The organism is Streptomyces sp. NPDC101219, from assembly GCF_044767675.1.
Lineage (GTDB): Bacteria > Actinomycetota > Actinomycetes > Streptomycetales > Streptomycetaceae > Streptomyces.
This window is the reverse complement of the sequence record NZ_JBIWOK010000002.1, coordinates 593098-613336: the sequence shown is the minus strand read 5'-3', so window position 1 is coordinate 613336 and position 20239 is coordinate 593098. Positions and strand designations below refer to the sequence as shown.

Genomic DNA, 20239 nt, shown 5'->3' with positions numbered 1-20239 from the left:
AAACGCCCGGTTACATTCCGAACCCGGAAGCTAAGCCTTACAGCGCCGATGGTACTGCAGGGGGGACCCTGTGGGAGAGTAGGACGCCGCCGAACAAATTGTGGGGAAGCCCCCGTGTCTGATGACACGGGGGCTTTCTGCGTTTCAGGGTCGTTTAGGGTCGGGGCATGCGCTACGACCTCGTCATCTTCGACAACGACGGTGTTCTCGTCGACAGTGAGCCGATCTCCAATCGGCTTCTGGCCGCTTATCTCACGGAGCTCGGTCACCCGACCTCCTTCGAGGACTCCATACGTGACTACATGGGCTCCGCGATGCATCGCGTGCACGACCTGGTCGAGGAGCGGACCGGGCAGCGGCTGCCGGCGGACTTCGACGACGTGTTCCACGCCCGGGTCTTCGCCGCGTTCGAGCGGGAGCTGAAGCCGGTCGTCGGGGCCTTGGACGTGGTGGAGAAGCTGGCCGCGGACAAGGTGCCGTACTGCGTGGCCTCCTCCGGCAGCCACGAGCGGATCCGGGTCGGGCACCGGACGACCGGGCTGGACCGGTGGTTCGGCGACGAGGTCGTCTTCAGCTCGCAGGACGTCGGCCGGGGCAAGCCCGCGCCGGATCTCTTCCTGTACGCGGCCGAGCGGATGGGGGTGACGCCCGACCGCTGCGCGGTCGTGGAGGACAGCCCGCTGGGCGTCCAGGCGGCCGTGGCGGCCGGGATGGACGTGTACGGATTCACCGCGATGACGCCGCCCGAGAAGCTGGCAGGGGCGACCCGACTCTTCGACGACCTGCGGGAGTTGCCCGGCCTGCTGGTGTGACCGGAGGCCGCCGACCGGCCTGACAATTGTCATGGCGAGGTGCGGACGATCGTTTCTACTGCCCGAGGGGTGCCGCCCGCGAAGCTGTGGACATGACGACGAACACGGGCACTCCCAGCAGCAAGCGACGGACCTTCCTGCCGATCGTCCTGGACGTGGCGGTACCGGTCGGGGCCTACTACCTGCTCAAGAACGCCTTCGGGATGAGCACGATCGGCGCGCTCGCCTGGAGCAGCGTCGTGCCGGCCGCCCGGACGGTGTGGGGCGCGGTGGTGGACCGGACGCTCAACGCGTTCGCGGCACTCATCCTCTTCGTGAACGTGGCCTCCCTGGTGCTCGGCTTCGTCTCCGGGGACGCGCGGCTGATGGTCGCCAAGGACGGGGCGATCGGCAGTGTCATCGGCATCGGTGTGCTGCTGTCCGTGATGGCGGGCAAGCCGATGATGACGCCGGCCATGAAGCCGTGGCTGACCAGGGGGCGTGCCGAGCGGGATGCGGCCTGGACGCGGCTGTCGGCCGGGTCGGAGGCGTTCCGCCGGGCCGAGCGGCGGTTCTCCGTGGTGTGGGGCGTGGCCCTGCTCGCCGAGTGCGTGGTTCGGGTGCTGCTGGCCTACACGGTGCCGGTGGACACGATGGTATGGCTGGGCGTCGTGCTCATGATCGTCACGATGAGCGGCACGTTCCTGGTCAGCGGGGCGCTCGGGGCGGGACCCATGGCGGCGATGATCGCCGCCGAGCTGAAGGGCTGCGGGCCGAAGGCCGTCCGGACCGCCGGGACGTACGCGGTCGCCGCCACCCCGGACCGCAACGAACCCCGTGACCCCACCGACCCCACCGACCCCACCGACGGCACCGACGGCACCGACGGCACCGACGGCACCGACCGCACCGACCGCACCCGCGCCGACCGTGCAGACCCTGCCGACAGCCCCGCGAAGCCGACCGAGCCCGCCGGAACCCCCGAACTCCTCACTACCTGAGGGCAATTCACCTTTGGCCGGATCTACCCACCGGTACCCAGGGGCCCTACGCTCGCCGCCATGACTGATGTGCTGCGGCGCGGCAGGGCCTCGCTGGCGTTCAGCTTCCTCGTGCAGGGCGTCGCGTTCGCCCTGCTCGTGACGCGGATCCCGGCGATTCAGAACCGGTACGGGGTCTCCGACGCGCTGCTGCCCGTCTTCCTCGCCGCGGTGCCGATCCTGGCCGGGATCGGGAGCGTGACGACGGAGCGGCTGGTGCGGCGGGTGCCGCCGAGCCGGGTGCTGCGGTGGTCGCAGCCCGTCGTCCTGCTCGCCCTGCTGGGTGTCGGCGCGGGGCGCGACATGACCGTCCTGGCCGCGTCCCTGGCCGCCTTCGGCCTGGCGGTGGGCGCGCTGGACGCCTCGATGAACATGCTCGGGGTGAGTCTCCAGCGGGCGTACGGGCGCAGCATCATGCTGAGTTTCCACGCCGCCTACAGCCTGGGCGGGATCGTCGGGGCGTCGCTGGCGTGGGTGGGGGCCCACTGGCAGCTGGCACTGTGGGTGTCGTACCTGCCGGTGGTGCTGGTGCTGCTGCCGGCCGCGCTGGTCGGGAGCCGGTGGTTCGTCGACGGGGACGGCGCGGGTGGAGGGGCCGCCGAGGCGGCCGACACGGGCGCCGGGGAAGCCGGCGGGAGCGTGGCCTTCCGGATGCTGCTGCCGCTGTGTCTGGTGATGACGGTGGCGTACATCGGGGACTCGACGGTCTCCAACTGGAGCGCGAAGTACCTCCAGGACGTGCTGGGGAGTTCCGAGCAGATGGCGACCGTCCCCTACAACGTCTACATGGTCACCACCCTGCTGGGGCGCACGCTGGGCGACTTCGGGGTGCGGCGGTTCGGTGCCGTGGCGGTGGTGCGGTCCGGGGCGCTGGTGGCGGCGGGCGGGTTCGCGGTGGTGGCCGGGGCGCCCGGGGCGTGGGTGGGCATGCTGGGCTTCACGCTGCTGGGGCTCGGGCTGTGCGTGCTGGTGCCGCAGACGTTCGCTGCTGCGGGGCGGCTGTTCCCCGGGGCGTCGGATGCGGCCGTCGCGCGGCTCAACGTCTTCAACTATGTCGGTTTCCTGATCGGGTCGCCGTTGGTGGGCGCGCTCGGGGACGTGTGGAGCTACCGGGGGGCGATGCTCGTCCCGATGGTTCTGGTGCTGGTGACGCTCGTGTACGCCAGGTCGTTCGCGCCGCGGCCGGACCGATACGGTGGCGGGCATGAGCGGCCGCACGCAGCTGATGTGGGACGAGGCAGTAACGGGCTATGACTTCGGTCGGGAGCATCCGATGGACCCGGTGCGGCTGGCGCTGACCCGGAGTCTGGTGTCGGCTCTCGGGCTCGACCGGGAGGTCGACGTGGTCGCGGCGAAGGCGGCCGGGGAGTCGACGTTGCGGCTGGTCCACCGGGAGGACTACATCGCGGCGGTGAAGGCCGCGTCGGCCGATCCGGGCTCGGCGGACGTGTCGTACGGGCTGGGCACGGTGGACGATCCCGCGTTCGCCGGGATGCACGAGGTGTCCGCGCTGATCGCGGGCCAGTCGGTGGGGGCGGCGGAGGCGGTGTGGCGCGGGGACGCCCTGCACGCCGTCAACTTCGCGGGCGGGCTGCACCACGCGATGCCGGGCGGCGCCTCCGGCTTCTGCATCTACAACGACGCCTCGCTGGCCATCGCCCGCCTGCTGGAGCTGGGGGCGGAACGGGTGGCGTACGTCGACGTGGACGTGCACCACGGGGACGGGGTGCAGGCGGCGTTCTGGGAGGATCCGCGGGTCCTGACGATCTCCCTGCACGAGCATCCCCGCACGCTGTTCCCGCAGACCGGCTGGCCGGAGGAGACGGGTGCGGACGGTGCGGAGGGCAGCGCGGCCAACGTGGCGCTGCCGGCCGGGACCGGGGACGCCGGGTGGGTGCGGGCGTTCCACGCGGTGGTGCCCGAGCTGCTCGCGGAGTTCCGGCCGCAGGTGCTGGTGACGCAGCACGGTGCCGACACGCACTTCGAGGATCCGCTGGCGCATCTGGCGGTGTCGTTGGACGCGCAGCGGGCGGTGCAGGTGGCCTGCCACGAGCTGGCGCACGAGCACGCCGACGGGCGGTGGGTCGCGCTGGGCGGCGGCGGTTACGCGGTGGTCGAAGTGGTGCCCCGGTCCTGGACGCACCTGGTGGGGATCGCGGCCGAGCGGCCGGTGGACCCGGCGACGGTGATCCCCGAGGGCTGGCGCCAGGAGGTGTACGCGCGGACCCGGCAGCTGGGGCCGCAGCGGATGACGGACGGGCGGTGGCCGGTCGAGTGGTCCTCGTGGGAGGCGGGCTACGACCCGGCGGACCGCCTCGACCAGGCGGTCCGCTCCACCCGCCGTGCGGTGTTCCCCCTGCGGGGCATGCTGCCGTAAGACCCGTAAGACCCGTAAGACCCGTAAGACCCGCAGACCTCTAAGGCTCGCAGACCCCTGTCCCGCAGCTCCCGTACGGCACCCCAGGGAGCGGCGGGGCCGTTACGCCAACTGTGCGGTGTTTCCCGGTTCTCCGGGCGGGCGGCGCCGGGGTGGGCGCACCATCGCTGGGTGCTGACTCCCGCGGACCTTCGCGCGCATCTGCTGGCCGTCCGGCTCGCCGGCGTGGTGGCGACGACGCGTGAGGCGAGTCTGCTCAGCTACCGGTTGTTCGCGGCCCGGGATCCGCGCGCGCTGATCGGGACCGAACCCGCGTGCTCGTGGGGGCAGCGGGAGTTGCTTGCGTTGATGGCGGCCAGATGTGGGGTTTCGGCCGATCCCAGGTGCGTCTCCGGCCATGATGTGATCGACCCGGACCGGACGCTGGCCGCCCTGGACGAGTACGCGGCGCGGCTGGCGCTCGCGGTGCGGCGCCGTTCGCCGGTGCTGCTGGGCACCGGGCATCCCGGGCGGCTGCTCGGCTTCTACGCCGAGCTCGCAGACGCGCTGTCGGCGGCGGGATGTGCCGTTCTCACCCCCGCGCAGGGTCGCTGTGTCGACATAACGACCCGGTTCGGTCTACGCACGCACAACCTCCACTACCACCGGGGAGTCGGGCTCGTCCGCGCGGCCGACCCGGAACGCTCCGGTTGTGAGCCCGGCGCGCACACCCACTCCCCTCTCCCGGTTCGAACCGCACTCGCGGGGGCCGCGGAGGCCGGCGAGCCCCTCCCGGAATTGGTGATCGGCGACCACGGATGGGCCTGCGGAGCAGGTCAGCTGGGGTTCGAGGTGCTGGCGCTGGCCGATGTCAACGACCCCGCGCCGTTCGTGGGGGAGGCCGAGGGGCGCGTGTCGGTCGTCGTTCCACTTGATGACGGTGTGCGGGGCGCTCACTACCTGCCACTGGCCCGCTACGTACTCGATCGGGCGTGTCTGTCACATTAGGCCGCGGATGGATACACCTCTTCCCCACTCGCATCACCCGCCCCTACATTGGGGAGTGAGCACGCAGCGACGAAGAGTCACCGGAAGGGGAAGCCGGTGGCCGTCGAGTGCGGAAGGTTCAGGTGTGTCATGGCTGCAGCTGGCGAAAGGCCTCTGAACGAGGTTCAGTTCCTTACCGTGGCGGAAGTCGCCTCGGTGATGCGAGTGTCGAAGATGACCGTGTACCGTCTGGTGCACAGTGGTCATCTGCCCGCGATCCGGGTGGGGCGGTCCTTCCGCGTCCCCGAGCAAGCGGTTCACGAGTACCTCCGCGAGAGTTATGTGGGGGTGGACACGGCCTGACGGCGGCCGGGGAGATTCGTACAGGGCACTCATGGGGATCTCCCCGACCCTTCGATTACGACCTCAGCTCTCGGGCGGGTAGGCTGGCCCCTCGTAGGTCGTGTGGGCCCATGGCGCCCAAACACCGAGTGATGAGAAGTGAGCGAGGGTAGTCGTGGGCTCTGTTATCAAGAAGCGGCGCAAGCGGATGGCCAAGAAGAAGCACCGCAAGCTGCTCAAGCGCACGCGCGTTCAGCGCCGCAACAAGAAGTAAGCGGCAGCGCGAGAGCGTGTCCAGTGGCCCCCCACCGCATCCGTTGCGGTGGGGGGCCACTGTCTTCTGCTGCCTCGGACCCTGCCTCGGACCCTGTCTCGGACCTTGCCTCGGATCCTTCGCCGTGTGGCCGGGTCCGTTCGCCCCTGAAGGGGTAGTCGTCACTTCATGTATCGGGCAGACGCCCCAGAGCGACGGTGACCCGCTAGGTTGACCGTCAGGACGAGGGCGGAGCGAGAAGGAAGGCGCTGATCTTGGGAAAGGTCGTGCTCGTGACCGGAGTGGCCCGGCCGTTGGGGGGCCGCTTCGTCCGCCGGATCCAGCGGGACCCGGACGTGGACCGGGTCGTCGCCGTGGACGCGGTCCCGCCCGAGCACCACCTCGGCGGCGCGGACTTCGTGCAGGCGGACATCCGGCAGCCCACGATCGCGCGGGTGCTCGCCGAGACGGGCGCCGACACGGTCGTCCACCTCGACGTGACGGGCACCCCGCTCGGCAGCGGCGGGCGGGCCGGCCTCAAGGAGACCAACGTCATCGGCACCATGCAGCTGCTCGGTGCCTGCCAGAAGTCCCCGAACATCACGCGGCTCGTGGTGAAGTCCAGCACCAACGTCTACGGCTCCGCGCCCCGCGATCCGGCGGTGTTCTACGAGACGACGACGCCCAAGTCCCTGCCGAGCGGCGGCTTCGCCAAGGACACGGTGGAGGTCGAGGGGTACGTGCGGGGCTTCGCGCGCCGCCGGCCGGACGTCGCCGTGTGCGTGCTGAGGTTCGCCAACATCCTGGGGCCCGCCGCGGACAGCCCGCTCGCCTCGTACTTCTCGCTGCCGGTGCTGCCGACCGTGTTCGGCTACGACCCGCGGCTGCAGTTCGTGCACGAGGACGACGTGATCGAGGCCCTGCGGATCGGTGCGCACGAGGCGCGGCGCGGCACCCTGAACAGCGGCACGTTCAACATCGCCGGGGACGGTGTCCTGCTGCTGTCGCAGTGCTCGCGGCGGCTCGGCCGGCCCACCGTGCCGTTGCTGCTGCCCGCCGTCACGTGGGCGGGTTCCGTGATGCGTACGCTGGGGATGACGGACTTCTCGCCGGAGCAGATCCGGCTGCTGACCCACGGCCGGGTGGTGGCGACGGACCAGATGCGCGACACGTTGGGCTTCTCGCCGAAGTACACGACCGCAGAAACGTTCGCGGACTTCGCGCGCGGCCGCGGCCCGGGGCTGCTTCCGCCGGAGGCCCTGGCGGAGGCCGTGGACCGGATCGCCGCGCTGCCCCTGCCGGGCAGCGGTCACCCCCCGAAGCAGAGCGCCAACTGAGGAGCGCAGCAACGATGGCGGACGCCAAGGTCATTCCGTTCGACGACGACCGCTCCCGCGGGAACTCCGCGCAGCGCGCGTCACGCCGCCGGGGCGCGGGGAGCCGGCGCCAGGACCCGCGGCCCCCGGCGGTCGGCGAGGTCCAGTCGCTGCCCGGCCGGGGTCCGGCGCGGGACGACGCCCAGGAGCCCGCTGAGGAGCCGCCCGGGGCGGACCGGCCGGGTGACGGCACCGGCGGCCTGGAGCAGCGTCTCGCGAGCGGTCTGGCCTTCCTGCGCCGCCGGCTCACGGGGGACTACGAGGTCGACGACTTCGGCTACGACGAGGAGCTCACCGACCAGGTCCTGATGTCGCTGCTGCGGCCGGTGTACGAGAAGTACTTCCGGGTCGAGGTGAAGGGCGTCGAGAACATCCCGTCGGAGGGTGGCGCGCTGATCGTCGCCAACCACTCGGGGACGCTGCCGATGGACGGCCTGATGATGCAGGTCGCGGTGCACGACAACCATCCGGCGGACCGTCACCTGCGGCTGCTGGCGGCGGACCTGGTGTTCATGCTGCCGGTGGTCAACGAGCTGGCCCGCAAGCTGGGGCACACCCTGGCATGTGCGGAGGACGCGGCCCGGCTGCTGGAGCAGGGCGAGGTGGTCGGGGTGATGCCGGAGGGGTTCAAGGGCCTCGGGAAGCCCTTCGCGGACCGCTACAAGCTGCAGCGGTTCGGCCGGGGCGGCTTCGTGTCCACGGCACTGCGGGCGCGGGCGCCGATCATTCCGTGCTCCGTCGTGGGGGCGGAGGAGATCTACCCGATGATCGGCAACGCGCGGACCGTGGCGCGGCTGCTCGGCTTCCCGTACTTCCCGTTGACACCGACCTTCCCCTGGCTGGGGCCGCTGGGTCTCGTGCCGCTGCCGACGAAGTGGACGATCCAGTTCGGGGAGCCGATCCCGACGGACGGCTATCCGCCGGAGGCGGCGGAGGACCCGATGCTGATGTTCAATCTGACCGATCAGGTGCGGGAGCAGATCCAGCACACGCTGTACAAGTTGCTGGTGCAGCGCAGGTCGGTGTTCTTCTAGGAGCAGCCGCACGGCGGGGCGCGCCCGGGATTTCCCCTCCGCAGAGGGGCGCGGGCGCGCCCCGCCGTCCGTGCCGTGTCCTGATCCGTGTGCCGGTGCGGCGTCCCAGGGTCTTTCGTTCGGACGAGCCCGGCGTGATCCAAACGAGAGGCCCTGGTCCGGCCCTAGTCCGCGTCCTCGGCGTCGATGCCCAGGCCCGGGAGCAGGCCGGGCAGGAGCGGCGGGAGCGTGACGTCGGGCCTCTTGGGCGGGGCGATGTCGCCGGTGGACGGCAGGGAGGGGCTGGCGTCGCTGCCCTTCGGCGGGTCGAGGAGGCCGCCGGTGTTGCCGCCGAGCAGGCCGTCGCTCTCGGAGCCGGAGTCGGCGGAGCGGCTGGGGGCCTGGCTGCCGGGGCCGTCGTCGTCGGCCGTGCCGCCGGGACCCGTGCCGGGGGTCTGCGACGGGCCGGTCCCGGACGGGTGGCCGGGGGTCGAGCCGCCGCTGCCCTTGCGCCCGCTGTCCGCGCCCTCGCGGGAGGGGGGCTGAGGGAGGAGGGACCGGAGCGGGGCGACGTCCTCGTCCATGGCGTCGAACACCGAGGAGACCTGCTCGCTGACGTCTCCGAGCTGCACGGGCAGCTGATCGCGCAGGGTGCCCCAGGCGTCGCGGTGCGACTGGGAGAACGACGACAGGGCCTGCATGGGGCCGAGGGAGTCGGGGTGGCGCTTGTAGGCCTCGCGCAGCAGCCGGTGGCCCTCGGAGGCGTCGTGGCGCATGCCGGACAGGGCGCGGCGGATCTCGCCCAGGGACTCGTGGTCGAGGGGGCCGCTGCGTCCGCGTTCCATGAGGCGGCGTGCTTCGCTGAGCCGGGTGGAGGCGTGGTCGAGGTAGACGCGTCCGCGCTCGTCGTTGCCGTCGGCGAGGCCGAGTTTGACGTCCTCGATGCCCCGCTTCAGGCCGTACAGGGAATCGCCGGGCAGGGCGTCGGAGCTCGCGGCGGCCACTCCGCCGAGGGCGCCGGCGGCCACGCCCACGCTGAGTCCGCCCGCGGTGAGGCCCTTGGCGAGCCGGGTGCGCGGACGCAGTCTGCCCAGGGGGGTCGCCCGGTGGGCGCCCTTGGCGCGCCGCGAGCGCTGCTCCGGCACGGCCGGTTCCGTCGCCTCGCCCGCAGCGGTGCCTTCCTGGAGCATGGCCTCGAACGCGGCCACCAACTGGGCCCGTTGGACGACCTTGACCTCGGGGTCGAGCTCCGGCTTGGGCAGCGCGCCGAGGCCGGAAGTCAGCGCGAGCAGGCGGGCCTGCTCGGTCTCCGCTGCGGCCGGGGCCGGAGCGGGTCCTTCGGGCTGCTCGGCCGCCGGGCCCCGCTCGGACTGCTCCTCCAGGGCCTGGGCGAAGGCGTTCGCCCGCCGGTGCGCCGATACGTTCGCGATCACTGGCGGCACCTCCTCTCGTCATGACGGTCGACTCCCCAGGGGTTCCTGAGGGTTCCACTCCCCGGCCGCATACACACGATCGGGTGATCGGAGTGGGCCAGGGGGTGACCACAGGGAGCCTGCATCCCGCACAACGAGTGGCGCGGCACTTCGGTTACGGACGAAGAAGGATCGGATGAGGAAGTCAACGGACTTTCACTGACCGTGAGTTGAGGGTCGCCGAGCGTGTGCCGCTCAGCGGGCGTCTTCCGGCAGGAGCCGGGCCAGGGTGCGCACGGCCCGGTACTGGAGGGTCTTGATCGCCCCTTCGTTCTTGCCCATCACGCGGGCGGTCTCGGCCACGGAGAGGCCCTGGAGGAAGCGGAGCGTGACGCACTCCTGCTGCTGGGGGTTGAGCCGGCGCACCGCGTCGAGCAGGGCGGCGTTGGACAGGGACTCCAGGACGGAGTCCTCGGGGGACCGCTCGACCTCGTTGGCGTCGAGCATCTCCCCGGTGGTGACCTCCAGGCGGAAGCGGCTCGACTTGAAGTGGTCGGCGACGAGGTTGCGGGCGATCGTCACCAGCCAGGCGCCGAAGTCCCGGCCCTGCCAGGTGAAGGTGCCGATGCGGCGCAGGGCACGCAGGAACGTCTCGCTCGTGAGGTCCTCGGCGGTCGCCTTCCCTCCCACCCGGTAGTAGATGTACCGGTACACGGTGTCGCTGTACTGGTCGTAGAGGCGTCCGAAGGCGTCGGCCTCGCCGGCCTGGGCCCGCTCGACGAGGTCCATCATCCGGGCGCTGTCGCTGTCCGCGGCGGGCCGGCGGACGGTGGTGGAACCCCCGGCACGCCCTCGTCGGGCGACCGCCCGTCCGTCGCCCGCCCGCCGCCCCTCGGCGACGGCGCTGCGCGCCGGTCCCCGCTCGAGGCCGTCGGCGAGGGCGTAGCAGGGTCCGACGGGTGCGGTGGCGAATGCGGGGACGGCGTACGCGGGGGGGACAAAGCCGCGCAGCGTGTCCCGGGCCGATGCGACCGCTGCGCGCAGCGTAGCCAGGCCCGAGGCGTCAACCCCGACGTGTGGGTACACGGGACTCCCAGAGGCAGAGCTTCCATCACGTGCAGGTCGGAACCTTTCACCCGTCGTAGCGACGGGAAGGTGCCGGTTTGCGTCTGAGGAGAATAACGCTTCGTACAGGCGCTGCTACACCCAGTTGCTCAAATCATCGATTACGTCGCTTCCGTAACCGATTGATGTTCGTTCTCGTGCCGCAGAGTGACCGATCCTGGATCAATTGGCTTCGAGTTCCGGGTCGGTGCAGTACGAGTTCTGGCCGTGTGCAGCCAACGTGACTGGACAGGCGGGTTGCGGGGTACGGCAGTTGGATTGGCCACGTGCACGGGCGGGGCGCCGTATGTGTTCCGGGGCGGTCACGGGAACGGCCGGCGTGGGCGGGTGTCGCGAGGTTGACCGCGGTACAGGGGTTCGTGCGGACACCGCCGAGGGCGCCGCGGCCGGGCGCCCCGGCCGGCCGCCGGGGTCAGCGGCGGCGGCGGTGGATGGCGATGGCCGCCGCGGTGCCGCCCGCGACCGCGCCCACGCCGGCCGCGGCGGGGATGCCGACCTTGGCGGCCTTGCGGCCGGTGCGGTAGTCCCGCAGGCGCCAGTCCTTCTCCCGGGCGTGCTTGCGCAGCTTGGCGTCCGGGTTGATCGCGTACGGGTGGCCCACCAGGGACAGCATCGGGATGTCGTTGTGGGAGTCGCTGTAGGCGGCGCAGCGCGAGAGGTCGAGGCCCTCCGCCGCCGCCAGGGCGCGTACCGCCTCCGCCTTCGCCGGGCCGTGCAGCGGTTCGCCGACGAGCTTGCCGGTGTACACGCCGTCGATGGACTCGGCCACGGTGCCGAGGGCCCCGGTCAGTCCCAGCCGCCGTGCGATGACCTGGGCGATCTCCACCGGCGCCGCCGTGACCAGCCACACCCGCTGTCCGGCGTCGAGGTGCGCCTCGGCCAGGGCGCGGGTGCCGGGCCAGATCCGCTCGGCCATGTACTCGTCGTAGATCTCCTCGCCGATGGACTGCAGTTCGGAGACCCGGTGGCCCTGCACGATGGAGAGCGCGGAGTCCCGGGCCTCCTGCATGTGCTCGGGGTCCTCCACGCCGGCCAGCCGGAACCAGGCCTGCTGCCAGGCGAACCGGACGAGTTCACGCGTCTCGAAGAACTTCCGCTTGTACAGGCCCCGGCCGAAGTGGAAGAGGGCGGCGCCCTGCATCACGGTGTTGTCGAGGTCGAAGAAAGCGGCGGCCTGCTCGTCGCCGTGCACCGGGAACTGCGGTTCGCGGTCGGCGAGGTCCTGGGTGGATTTGCGGGCGGCCTCCGCCGAGGCCTCGCCTGCCAACACGCTCCGCGCCGTGGCGGAGCGCCTACGGGGGGTGAGCCATCCGAGAGCGGCCATGGCGTGAGCATAGCCAGTCCGTTCGGCCGTTCCGGAGTCACGACGGTTCAAAGGCCGTGAACTCCGCGCGTCGGTGTCGTGAATGCGTGCGTCCGGGTCGTGGCGCGGCGCGCGAGAATGGCCGGCATGAGCCCGATCTTCCGCCGCAAGGCACCGCAGGACCGTCTCGTCACCCTCGTCCGCAAGCCCGGCTGTCACCTGTGCGACGACGCGCAGGCGGTGGTGGAGAGGGTGTGCGGCGACCTCGGCGTCCGCTGGGAGCAGCGGGACATCACGCAGGATCCGGACCTGCACGAGCAGTACTGGGAACAGATTCCCGTCGTTCTCGTCGACGGGGAGCAGCACACGTTCTGGAGGGTCGACGAGGGCCGACTTCGTAAGGCGCTCAACGACTGACCGACCAGTCCAAACTTGGCGGAGATTCGCTTAGGATTGATGGCGACTGGGTCTCGGGGGCGGGATAGACAGAGGAAGGTGTGCTGTTTTGCCCCCGGAAGTAAAGGTGCGGCGGTCCTCACGTGCCGGTTCCGCGCTGATGCGTCGCGGTTGCGTGACCCCGGTCACGTTGGCCGGGCAAATCGGACACCATCTTTGTGCACGCGTTCACAAAGGCATAGCCTGCATGCGACGGGGCGGTCCGGGGACGTATGACCGCCTGAAGCCCCGCTCTACCCGCAGGAGCACCGTGGCAACTGGCCGAACTCACCGACCGGCGACCCGTAGCCGAGGGATTCCCGAGGCCACCGTCGCCAGGCTTCCGCTGTACCTCCGCGCCCTGACCGCGCTGTCCGAGCGTTCCGTGCCCACGGTCTCCTCGGAGGAGCTGGCGGCTGCCGCGGGCGTCAACTCCGCGAAGCTGCGCAAGGACTTCTCCTACCTGGGTTCCTACGGCACCCGGGGCGTCGGCTACGACGTCGAGTATCTCGTGTACCAGATCTCCCGTGAACTCGGCCTCACCCAGGACTGGCCGGTTGTGATCGTCGGGATCGGTAACCTCGGTGCCGCGCTCGCCAATTACGGCGGGTTCGCCTCCCGTGGTTTCCGGGTCGCCGCCCTCATCGACGCCGACCCCGCGATGGCCGGGAAGCCCGTCGCCGGGATCCCGGTGCAGCACACCGACGAACTGGAGAAGATCATCCAGGACGACGGTGTCTCGATCGGCGTGATCGCGACCCCCGCCGGTGCCGCCCAGCAGGTCTGCGACCGGCTCGTGGCCGCCGGTGTCACCTCCATCCTGAACTTCGCGCCGACCGTGCTGTCCGTGCCGGACGGCGTCGACGTGCGCAAGGTGGACCTCTCCATCGAGCTGCAGATCCTCGCCTTCCACGAGCAGCGCAAGGCCGGTGAGGAGGCCGCGGCCACCGCCGCCGTGCCGCGCACCGCCCGCCAGGACATCGCCACCGATCAGGGGCCCGACGGGGACGTACCCGCCGTGATGCCGACATGAGTCTGCTGGTCGTCGGCCTGAGCCACCGCAGCGCGCCGGTCAGCGTGCTGGAGCGGGCCTCCCTGAGCGCGGACGCGCAGGTCAAGCTGCTGCAGGACACGGTCGCCGCCGAACCGGCCACCGAGGCCTCGGTGCTGGCCACCTGCAACCGCATCGAGCTGTACGCCGACGTGGACAAGTTCCACGCCGGTGTCGCCGAGCTGTCCACGCTGCTCGCCCAGCACAGCGGGGTCGGCCTGGAGGAGCTCACTCCCTATCTCTACGTGCACTACGAGGACCGGGCCGTCCACCACCTGTTCTCGGTCGCCTGCGGGCTGGACTCGATGGTCGTGGGCGAGGGGCAGATCCTCGGCCAGATCAAGGACTCGCTGGCGCGCTCGCAGGAACTGCACACCGCCGGACGGCTGCTGAACGACCTGTTCCAGCAGTCGCTGCGGGTCGGCAAGCGCGCCCACTCCGAGACCGGCATCGACCGCGCCGGGCAGTCCCTGGTCACCTTCGGCCTGGAGCAGCTGGCCCGCGGTGCGGACGTCGGCACCTGGGCGCGCGGCAAGAAGGCCCTGGTCGTGGGCGCCGGTTCGATGTCGTCGCTGGCGGCGGCCACGCTCGCGCGGGCCGGTGTCGCCGAGATCGTCGTCGCCAACCGCACGTCCGACCGGGCCGAGCGGCTCGCCCAGATCCTGACCGAGGGCGACGAGACCGGCGTGCGGGCTCGTGCCGTACCGATGGGGTCGGTGCCGTTCGAGCTGACACGTGCCGACATCGTCGTGTCCTGCACCGGAGCCACCGGCATCGTCCTGACCGCCGACGCGATCGCGGCCGGCATCGAGGGCCGCACCGGTGAACCGCCGGCCACCCGCCCGGCCGCCGAGACGGACGCCCCCGCCGGCGGAACGACTCTGCCGCCCGCCTCCCCGGGCGCCGAGGACAACTGCCCGCTGGACCTGTCCGCCGTGCAGCCCGGCTTCTCCGTCATGGGAGAGGCCGCCGTGGCCGGCATGGACGCCGCCACCCTGGAGCAGCACGCCGCCTGGGCCGCCGGCAGCGCCGTCGAGCGCCGGGAGGGCCGACGGGGCGTCGAGGCGGACGCCGAACTGATCGGCGCGCTGGCCGCGACCGCGGCGAGCGCGGGCCGTATCCCCGAACGGCGCCGTCCGGAGCCGGTCGCGGAGCCGCCGCGCCCGGAACCCGTGCAGTACCTGCTGGATCTGGCGATGCCGCGGGACGTCGACCCGGCGGTGCACCGGCTGGCCGGCGTACGGCTGGTCGACATCGAGTCGCTCGCCGACGCGTCCGCGGATGCTCCGATGGCTGCCGATGTGGACCAGGTCCGGCGTATCGTCTCCGACGAGGTCGCGGCCTTCGGGGCGGCGCAGCGGGCGGCGCACATCACGCCGACCGTGGTCGCCCTGCGCACCATGGCCGCGGATGTGGTGGCCGGCGAGATCGCCCGTCTCGAGGGGCGGTTGCCCGGCCTGGACGACAAGCACCGCGCGGAGATCACGCAGACCGTGCGGCGGGTGGTCGACAAGCTGCTGCACGCACCGACCGTACGGGTCAAGCAGCTCGCGGCCGAGCCCGGCGGCGCCGGGTACGCCGACGCGCTGCGCACCCTGTTCAACCTCGACCCCGAGACGGTGGCCTCCGTCTCCCGCGCCGAGGAAAGCACCGAAAACGCAGAAACCGAGGGCCGGCATGACTGAGAAGGCACTGAGGCTCGGGACCAGGCGCAGCAAGCTGGCCATGGCCCAGTCCGGGCAGGTGGCGGAAGCCGTGAGCCAGGTGACCGGACGGCCCGTCGAGCTCGTCGGCGTCACCACGTACGGCGACACCTCGCGCGAGCATCTCGCGCAGATCGGCGGCACCGGTGTGTTCGTGGCCGCGCTGCGCGAGGCGCTGGTGCGCGGCGAGGTCGATTTCGCGGTGCACTCGCTGAAGGACCTGCCCACCACTCCGCACCCCCGCCTGACGCTCGCGGCGGTTCCGGTGCGCGAGGACCCGCGGGACGTCATCGTCGCGCGCGACGACCTGAAGCTGACGGACCTGCCGGACGGCGCCCGCATCGGCACCGGCTCGCCGCGCCGCATGGCGCAGCTCAACGCGTACGCCCGCGCCCGGGGCACGGCCGTCGAGACGGTGCCGATCCGCGGCAACGTCGACACCCGGCTGGGCTTCGTGCGCAGCGGTGAGCTGGACGCGGTGGTGCTGGCCGCGGCCGGACTGAACCGCGTGGGCCGCAGCGACGAGGTGACCGACTTCATCTCGGTCGACACGGTTTTGCCCGCCCCCGGCCAGGGGGCCCTGGCGATCGAATGCGCCGCCGACAACGCGGAGCTGATCGCCGCGCTCGCCGAGCTCGACGACCCGTTCACCCGGGCCGCCGTCACGGCCGAGCGGTCACTGCTCGCCACCCTGGAGGCCGGGTGCAGTGCTCCTGTGGGCGCACTGGCCGACCTCTTGGCAGACGGGCAGATTGTCAAGGAAATGCGCCTGCGGGGCGTCGTCGGCACGACCGACGGCTCCCGGCTGGTGCAGTTGTCCACCACCGGTCCCGTGCCCGAGACGCACGAGGCGGCGATGGCGCTCGGTCGCGAACTCGCCACCGAGATGCTCGCGCAGGGCGCGGCCGGTCTGATGGGGGAGCGAGCACATTGAGCCCCACCACCCTTCCCGCCCCTCCGGAACACGGGCACGTCACCTTCCTCGGTGCCGGACCCGGGGATCCGGGACTGCTGACGCTGCGCGCCGTGGAGGCGCTGGCCAACGCGGATGTTCTGGTCGCCGAGCACGAGGTCCTCGACGTGGTGCGCCGGCATGCCAGGCAGGGCGTTGCCGAGGTGCTCACGGACACGGACGCTTCGGGTTCCTCCGCGGCATCCGTTCCGGGCACGGGCACGCCCCAGCTGACGGTCGTTGACGGCGCGTCAACAACCGCCGGTGCGCCCGCGATGCGGGATGCCGCACATCTTGTCATGGAGGCCGCGCGGGGCGGCAGGCGGGTCGTGCGTGCGGTGTCCGGTGATCCCGGGCTCGACGCCTACGCCGCCGAGGAGATGCTGGCCTGCGCCGCGGCCGGGGTGACCTTCGAGGTCGTCCCCGGTATCGCGACCGCGGTCGGGGTGCCCGCGTACGCCGGGGTGCCGCTGCGGGACGCCGAGGGCGCCGACGTGCGGTTCGTGGACGCCCGTACCGCGTCCGACCGGTGCTGGACGGAGGTCGGGGCGTCGGACGCCACCGTGGTCGTCTCCACCACGCTGGACTCCGTGGCCGCGACCGCGGGCGAACTGGTGTCCGCCGGTCGCAAGCCCGACACCCCCATGACGGTGACCGTCGCCGGGACGACGACCCGGCAGCGCACGTGGACGGCGACGCTCGGCACGATCGCGCAGACCCTGAAGCAGGCGAAGGTGCTGCCTTCGCCGGACGGCGGGAGGCCGGTGATATCCGTGGTCGGTGAGCGTTCGGCGCCCGCGCAGCGGGACCGGCTGGCGTGGTTCGAGTCCAAGCCGCTGTTCGGCTGGAAGGTGCTCGTGCCGCGCACCAGGGAGCAGGCCGCGTCGCTCTCCGACCAGTTGCGGTCCTACGGCGCGGTGCCCCACGAGGTGCCGACCATCGCCGTCGAGCCGCCGCGCACCCCGCAGCAGATGGAGCGCGCGGTCAAGGGCCTGGTCACGGGCCGCTACGAGTGGATCGCCTTCACCTCGGTCAACGCGGTCAAGGCGGTGCGCGAGAAGTTCGAGGAGTACGGGCTCGACGCCCGCGCGTTCGCCGGCATCAAGGTCGCCGCGGTCGGCGACCAGACCGCCCAGGCCCTGATCGACTTCGGGGTCCGTCCCGACCTGGTGCCCAGCGGGGAGCAGTCCGCCCGCGGCCTCGTCGAGGACTGGCCGCCGTACGACCCGGTCTTCGACCCGATCGACCGCGTGTTCCTGCCCCGCGCCGACATCGCCACGGAGACGCTGGTCGCCGGGCTGATCGAGCTGGGCTGGGAGGTCGACGACGTCACGGCCTACCGCACCGTGCGCGCCTCGCCGCCGCCCGCGGAGACCCGCGAGGCGATCAAGGGCGGCGGCTTCGACGCGGTGATGTTCACGTCGTCGTCCACGGTCCGCAACCTCGTCGGCATCGCGGGCAAGCCGCACAACGTCACGGTGATCGCCTGTATCGGCCCGGCGACCGCCAAGACGGCCGAGGAGCACGGTCTGCGCGTCGACGTGATGGCTCCCGAGCCGTCGGTCCACAAGCTGGCCGAAGTCCTCGCCGACTTCGGCGCGCGGCGCCGGCTGGCCGCCATCGAGGCGGGCGACCCGGTCACCCGTCCGAGCGAGCGCCGGCCGGGGGCACGGCGGCGGCGGTCGACGACCTGAGGTCGTCCGCGTGACGTGAGGAGGGGCGCCCTTTCGGGGGCGCCCTTCGTCGTGCTGCCTGGACGTCAGTGGGTGCACCGGGTGTGTGGTGCGTCGGGTCTGTGGTGCGTCGGGTCTGTGGTGCACCGGGTCCGGGGGATCGGCGATCGGCGACGGCCTCCGGCCCGCCGCCGGAGGCCAGGGCGCGTCCTGTTGGTTTCCCGGCACACGTCCGGCTGGGGGTTTCCCGGGAATCGGCCCGCCCGGAGGTTGCGCCCGCCACCATGGGGCGAGTGACAGCTCCTATCTCGGCAGACCTGTGGCACCACTACGGACGCACGCGCCACGCTACCGACCGGACCGTGCCCGACACGTTCCGGTGGGCCTGGGGCCAGGACTGCGGGCCCGGGGTGGACATCCTCGGTGACCTGTCCGGACTGTGCGTCGCCGACCTCGGCGCGGGCGCCGCCCGGCACGCCGCCCACTTGGCCGTCCACCATTGCGCCGCCCGGGTTGTCGCCGTCGACGCCTCACCCGCTCAGCACGCCATGGCCACGGACCTGTACGGCCACCTCGCGCCGCGCCTGCAACTGGTGCGGTCGGACGTCGTGGAGCACTTGCGGGCGGCGTCCGGCACGTATGACGTGCTCTACAGCGTGTTCGGCGCCGTCGACTTCACCAGGCCGCGTCAGCTGCTGCCGGTGGCGGCGTCCGCGCTGCGGCGGGGCGGACGGCTGGTGTTCTCCACACTCGCCCACTACCTCGGCGGGGCGCCCGCTCAGCCCGACGTGGAGCACGCCGACATTCCGGCCAGGACCCCGGACGGGGAGCCGGCCACGATGCGCCGCTGGGTGCTTCAGGAGCACGTGTGGACCGAACTCCTGGACGAGGCCGGATTCACCCGGACCAGCAGCGACCTCCTTCCCGCCGGACCGGGGCCGCGAGCGGCGGACACGCTGGTGCTCACCGCATGGCGTGGTCCGCTGTCGTAGATGACGTGGGGGAGGCCACCGCGCCGGCGATGGGCCTGCCCGTGCGACTGGGGGTGCCCTGCTACTTCGACTGGGTGTTCCGATATTTCCAAATGCCCTGCGGTCCGCCAGCGCGTGTCGTCCTGCCAGGCTCCACGAGCCAGACAACCTGCCCGCGCCCGAGGTACTGGCCGCGGAGATCGTCGAGGATCTTCACGCCGCGATGGAGGAGTTCGCCGCAGACGTTGCAGCAGGTCGGGGAGAAGGACCGGTGACGGGGGCGGCTCCGGTCGCCGACTGATGCGCAGACGTGGCCCGCGCCCAAGATCAAGGACGCGGGCCACGTCCGTCTACTCCGTCAGCGCTCGACTGCGTACGGCAGGAAGGCCGTCCAGGTGGCGGGGGCGACGGTGAGGCGGGGGCCGTTCGGGTCCTTGGAGTCGCGGACGAGGATGTGGGCAGCGGCCGTGGCCACCTCGATGCAGTCGGGGCCTTCGTCTGTGCTGTAGCTACTCTTTATCCAAACGAAGTTGGCTTCGGCGTAGGGCTTGAGGGTCATGTCTCTCCAAGCACTCTCTCGATGAGGGCCATCGACTCCCGTGGGCTGAGAGCCTGCGCCCGGATGGTCCCATAACGAATGTCGAGGAGCTGTACTTCCTTTGGATCAGTGATCACGCGGCTGATGTGCTGCACCTCTACATGTCCAACTGTGGTGCCGTCCTTGAGCCTGAGCAGTCTGAACGACCCAGCGAGGCCTGAGTTCTCTTCGTGGCTCAGAGGAAGCACCTGGAGGTCGACGTTGGGGAACCTGGCGACCTCCAGCAGTCGTTCGAGCTGTTCCCGCATGACCATCCCGCCCCCGATGGGCCGACGGAGCGTCGACTCACACTGGACGAAATTGAAAAGGGGACGAGAAGTCGTGTCGCTGACGATCTCCTGACGCGCCACACGCGCTGACAACCGCTGTTCGAGCTCCTCAGCCGTAAAGGTCGGCCGACGAGCGCTGAACACTGCTCGTGCGTAGCTGCTGGTCTGCAACAGCCCGTGAACGACTGAGTTGTTGTACGCGCACAGCTCGACAGCCTCCGCCTCCAGGTTCTTCAGATCCCTTACCTTCTTCGGGTACCGGATCTCTGCCACGTCCTTCTTCATCGCGGCGATCTTTCCGCCCGCGCCCAGCACCTCGTCCGCCGCGTCCAGGTACTCCGGCCGGGGAATCCGCCGACCCCGCTCCACGCAGGAGACCAACTCCTCTCCGTACCCGATGGCCGCCCCGAGTTCCGCCTGGGTGAGGTCGGCCGCCTCCCGCCATAGCTTCAACTGCCGCGTGACGGTGCGCATCACGGCACCGGCCTCTTCGTCGTCCAGCCCTGCTTCCCACCCGCTCATGTCCGCCGCCTCCCGTCGCGCGCGTCCTTCTCCGGACCAACTCCGATCGCCCGCGCCCCGTCACCCC

At 71.4% G+C, this 20239-nt stretch carries 20 protein-coding genes and 1 rRNA gene; 16 read left to right on the top strand and 5 right to left on the bottom strand.

The features are described 5' to 3' along the window. The 10 genes from rrf to ACIRPP_RS06035 form a co-directional block, all read left to right on the top strand. A 5S ribosomal RNA gene (gene rrf, locus ACIRPP_RS06080) occupies nucleotides 1-95 on the top strand; the annotation flags it as partial. Nucleotides 96-167: 72 nt separating this feature from the next. Continuing rightward, the gene (locus ACIRPP_RS06075) at nucleotides 168-812 is read left to right on the top strand and encodes an HAD family hydrolase (RefSeq protein ID WP_403638299.1); all 645 of its coding nucleotides are present in this window, start codon (nucleotides 168-170) and stop codon (nucleotides 810-812) included. Nucleotides 813-904: 92 nt separating this feature from the next. After that, nucleotides 905-1792, top strand: coding sequence for a VC0807 family protein (locus tag ACIRPP_RS06070; RefSeq protein ID WP_403638297.1), 888 nt, complete (start codon nucleotides 905-907; stop codon nucleotides 1790-1792). A gap of 60 nt (nucleotides 1793-1852) precedes the next feature. Then, complete coding sequence (locus ACIRPP_RS06065) at nucleotides 1853-3085, top strand: MFS transporter (RefSeq protein ID WP_403638295.1); 1233 nt, start codon at nucleotides 1853-1855, stop codon at nucleotides 3083-3085. After that, the gene (locus tag ACIRPP_RS06060) at nucleotides 3036-4208 is read left to right on the top strand and encodes an acetoin utilization protein AcuC (protein ID WP_403638293.1); all 1173 of its coding nucleotides are present in this window, start codon (nucleotides 3036-3038) and stop codon (nucleotides 4206-4208) included. The genes ACIRPP_RS06065 and ACIRPP_RS06060 overlap by 50 nt, the downstream gene beginning before the upstream one ends. A gap of 171 nt (nucleotides 4209-4379) precedes the next feature. Beyond that, nucleotides 4380-5195, top strand: a complete 816-nt coding sequence (locus ACIRPP_RS06055; protein WP_403638292.1) for a phosphatase — start codon at nucleotides 4380-4382, stop codon at nucleotides 5193-5195. 129 nt (nucleotides 5196-5324) lie between these two features. Then, nucleotides 5325-5537, top strand: coding sequence for a helix-turn-helix domain-containing protein (locus tag ACIRPP_RS06050; protein ID WP_157842153.1), 213 nt, complete (start codon nucleotides 5325-5327; stop codon nucleotides 5535-5537). A gap of 154 nt (nucleotides 5538-5691) precedes the next feature. Beyond that, complete coding sequence (locus ACIRPP_RS06045) at nucleotides 5692-5790, top strand: 30S ribosomal protein bS22 (protein ID WP_003948845.1); 99 nt, start codon at nucleotides 5692-5694, stop codon at nucleotides 5788-5790. A gap of 254 nt (nucleotides 5791-6044) precedes the next feature. Then, nucleotides 6045-7106, top strand: coding sequence for an NAD-dependent epimerase/dehydratase family protein (locus ACIRPP_RS06040; RefSeq protein ID WP_403638290.1), 1062 nt, complete (start codon nucleotides 6045-6047; stop codon nucleotides 7104-7106). A 14-nt stretch (nucleotides 7107-7120) separates the two neighbouring features. After that, complete coding sequence (locus ACIRPP_RS06035; RefSeq protein ID WP_403638288.1) at nucleotides 7121-8179, top strand: lysophospholipid acyltransferase family protein; 1059 nt, start codon at nucleotides 7121-7123, stop codon at nucleotides 8177-8179. Between the two features lie 164 nt (nucleotides 8180-8343). On the opposite strand, the gene ACIRPP_RS06030 is transcribed toward ACIRPP_RS06035, so the two are convergent. The 3 genes from ACIRPP_RS06030 to ACIRPP_RS06020 all read right to left on the bottom strand — a co-directional run bounded on the left by ACIRPP_RS06030 (nucleotide 8344) and on the right by ACIRPP_RS06020 (nucleotide 12019). Beyond that, on the bottom strand, nucleotides 8344-9591 hold the full coding sequence (locus tag ACIRPP_RS06030; RefSeq protein ID WP_403638287.1) for a DUF5667 domain-containing protein: 1248 nt from the start codon (nucleotides 9589-9591) through the stop codon (nucleotides 8344-8346). A 234-nt stretch (nucleotides 9592-9825) separates the two neighbouring features. Then, nucleotides 9826-10656 (bottom strand): ECF subfamily RNA polymerase sigma factor, BldN family, encoded by an 831-nt coding sequence (locus ACIRPP_RS06025; protein ID WP_403638285.1) that lies wholly within the window; start codon nucleotides 10654-10656, stop codon nucleotides 9826-9828. Between the two features lie 451 nt (nucleotides 10657-11107). Next, the gene (locus ACIRPP_RS06020) at nucleotides 11108-12019 is read right to left on the bottom strand and encodes an HAD family phosphatase (RefSeq protein WP_164344846.1); all 912 of its coding nucleotides are present in this window, start codon (nucleotides 12017-12019) and stop codon (nucleotides 11108-11110) included. A gap of 117 nt (nucleotides 12020-12136) precedes the next feature. Here ACIRPP_RS06020 and ACIRPP_RS06015 point away from each other — a divergent pair, with 117 nt between their 5' ends. From ACIRPP_RS06015 to ACIRPP_RS05990, 6 genes are all read left to right on the top strand, one after another. Continuing rightward, complete coding sequence (locus ACIRPP_RS06015) at nucleotides 12137-12415, top strand: glutaredoxin family protein (RefSeq protein WP_403638283.1); 279 nt, start codon at nucleotides 12137-12139, stop codon at nucleotides 12413-12415. A gap of 289 nt (nucleotides 12416-12704) precedes the next feature. Continuing rightward, a complete protein-coding gene (locus ACIRPP_RS06010; RefSeq protein ID WP_164344849.1) occupies nucleotides 12705-13466 on the top strand; it encodes a redox-sensing transcriptional repressor Rex in 762 nt (253 codons plus the stop codon). After that, nucleotides 13463-15169, top strand: a complete 1707-nt coding sequence (locus ACIRPP_RS06005) for a glutamyl-tRNA reductase (RefSeq protein WP_403638281.1) — start codon at nucleotides 13463-13465, stop codon at nucleotides 15167-15169. Before ACIRPP_RS06010 ends, ACIRPP_RS06005 begins: the two co-directional genes overlap by 4 nt. Further along, entirely contained in the window at nucleotides 15162-16121 is a 960-nt protein-coding gene (gene hemC, locus ACIRPP_RS06000; RefSeq protein ID WP_403638279.1) for a hydroxymethylbilane synthase, read from the top strand. Before ACIRPP_RS06005 ends, hemC begins: the two co-directional genes overlap by 8 nt. Then, entirely contained in the window at nucleotides 16118-17833 is a 1716-nt protein-coding gene (locus ACIRPP_RS05995) for a uroporphyrinogen-III synthase (protein WP_403638277.1), read from the top strand. Before hemC ends, ACIRPP_RS05995 begins: the two co-directional genes overlap by 4 nt. A 263-nt stretch (nucleotides 17834-18096) precedes the next feature. After that, nucleotides 18097-18804 carry a class I SAM-dependent methyltransferase gene (locus tag ACIRPP_RS05990; protein WP_403638276.1) on the top strand — a complete coding sequence of 236 codons (708 nt, stop codon included), beginning with the start codon at nucleotides 18097-18099 and terminating at the stop codon, nucleotides 18802-18804. Between the two features lie 337 nt (nucleotides 18805-19141). On the opposite strand, the gene ACIRPP_RS05985 is transcribed toward ACIRPP_RS05990, so the two are convergent. Together ACIRPP_RS05985 and ACIRPP_RS05980 are read right to left on the bottom strand one after the other, a co-directional pair. After that, the gene (locus tag ACIRPP_RS05985) at nucleotides 19142-19342 is read right to left on the bottom strand and encodes a DUF397 domain-containing protein (RefSeq protein ID WP_403638274.1); all 201 of its coding nucleotides are present in this window, start codon (nucleotides 19340-19342) and stop codon (nucleotides 19142-19144) included. Next, a complete protein-coding gene (locus ACIRPP_RS05980; RefSeq protein ID WP_403638272.1) occupies nucleotides 19339-20172 on the bottom strand; it encodes a helix-turn-helix domain-containing protein in 834 nt (277 codons plus the stop codon). Before ACIRPP_RS05980 ends, ACIRPP_RS05985 begins: the two co-directional genes overlap by 4 nt. Between the last annotated feature and the right edge of the window lie 67 nt (nucleotides 20173-20239).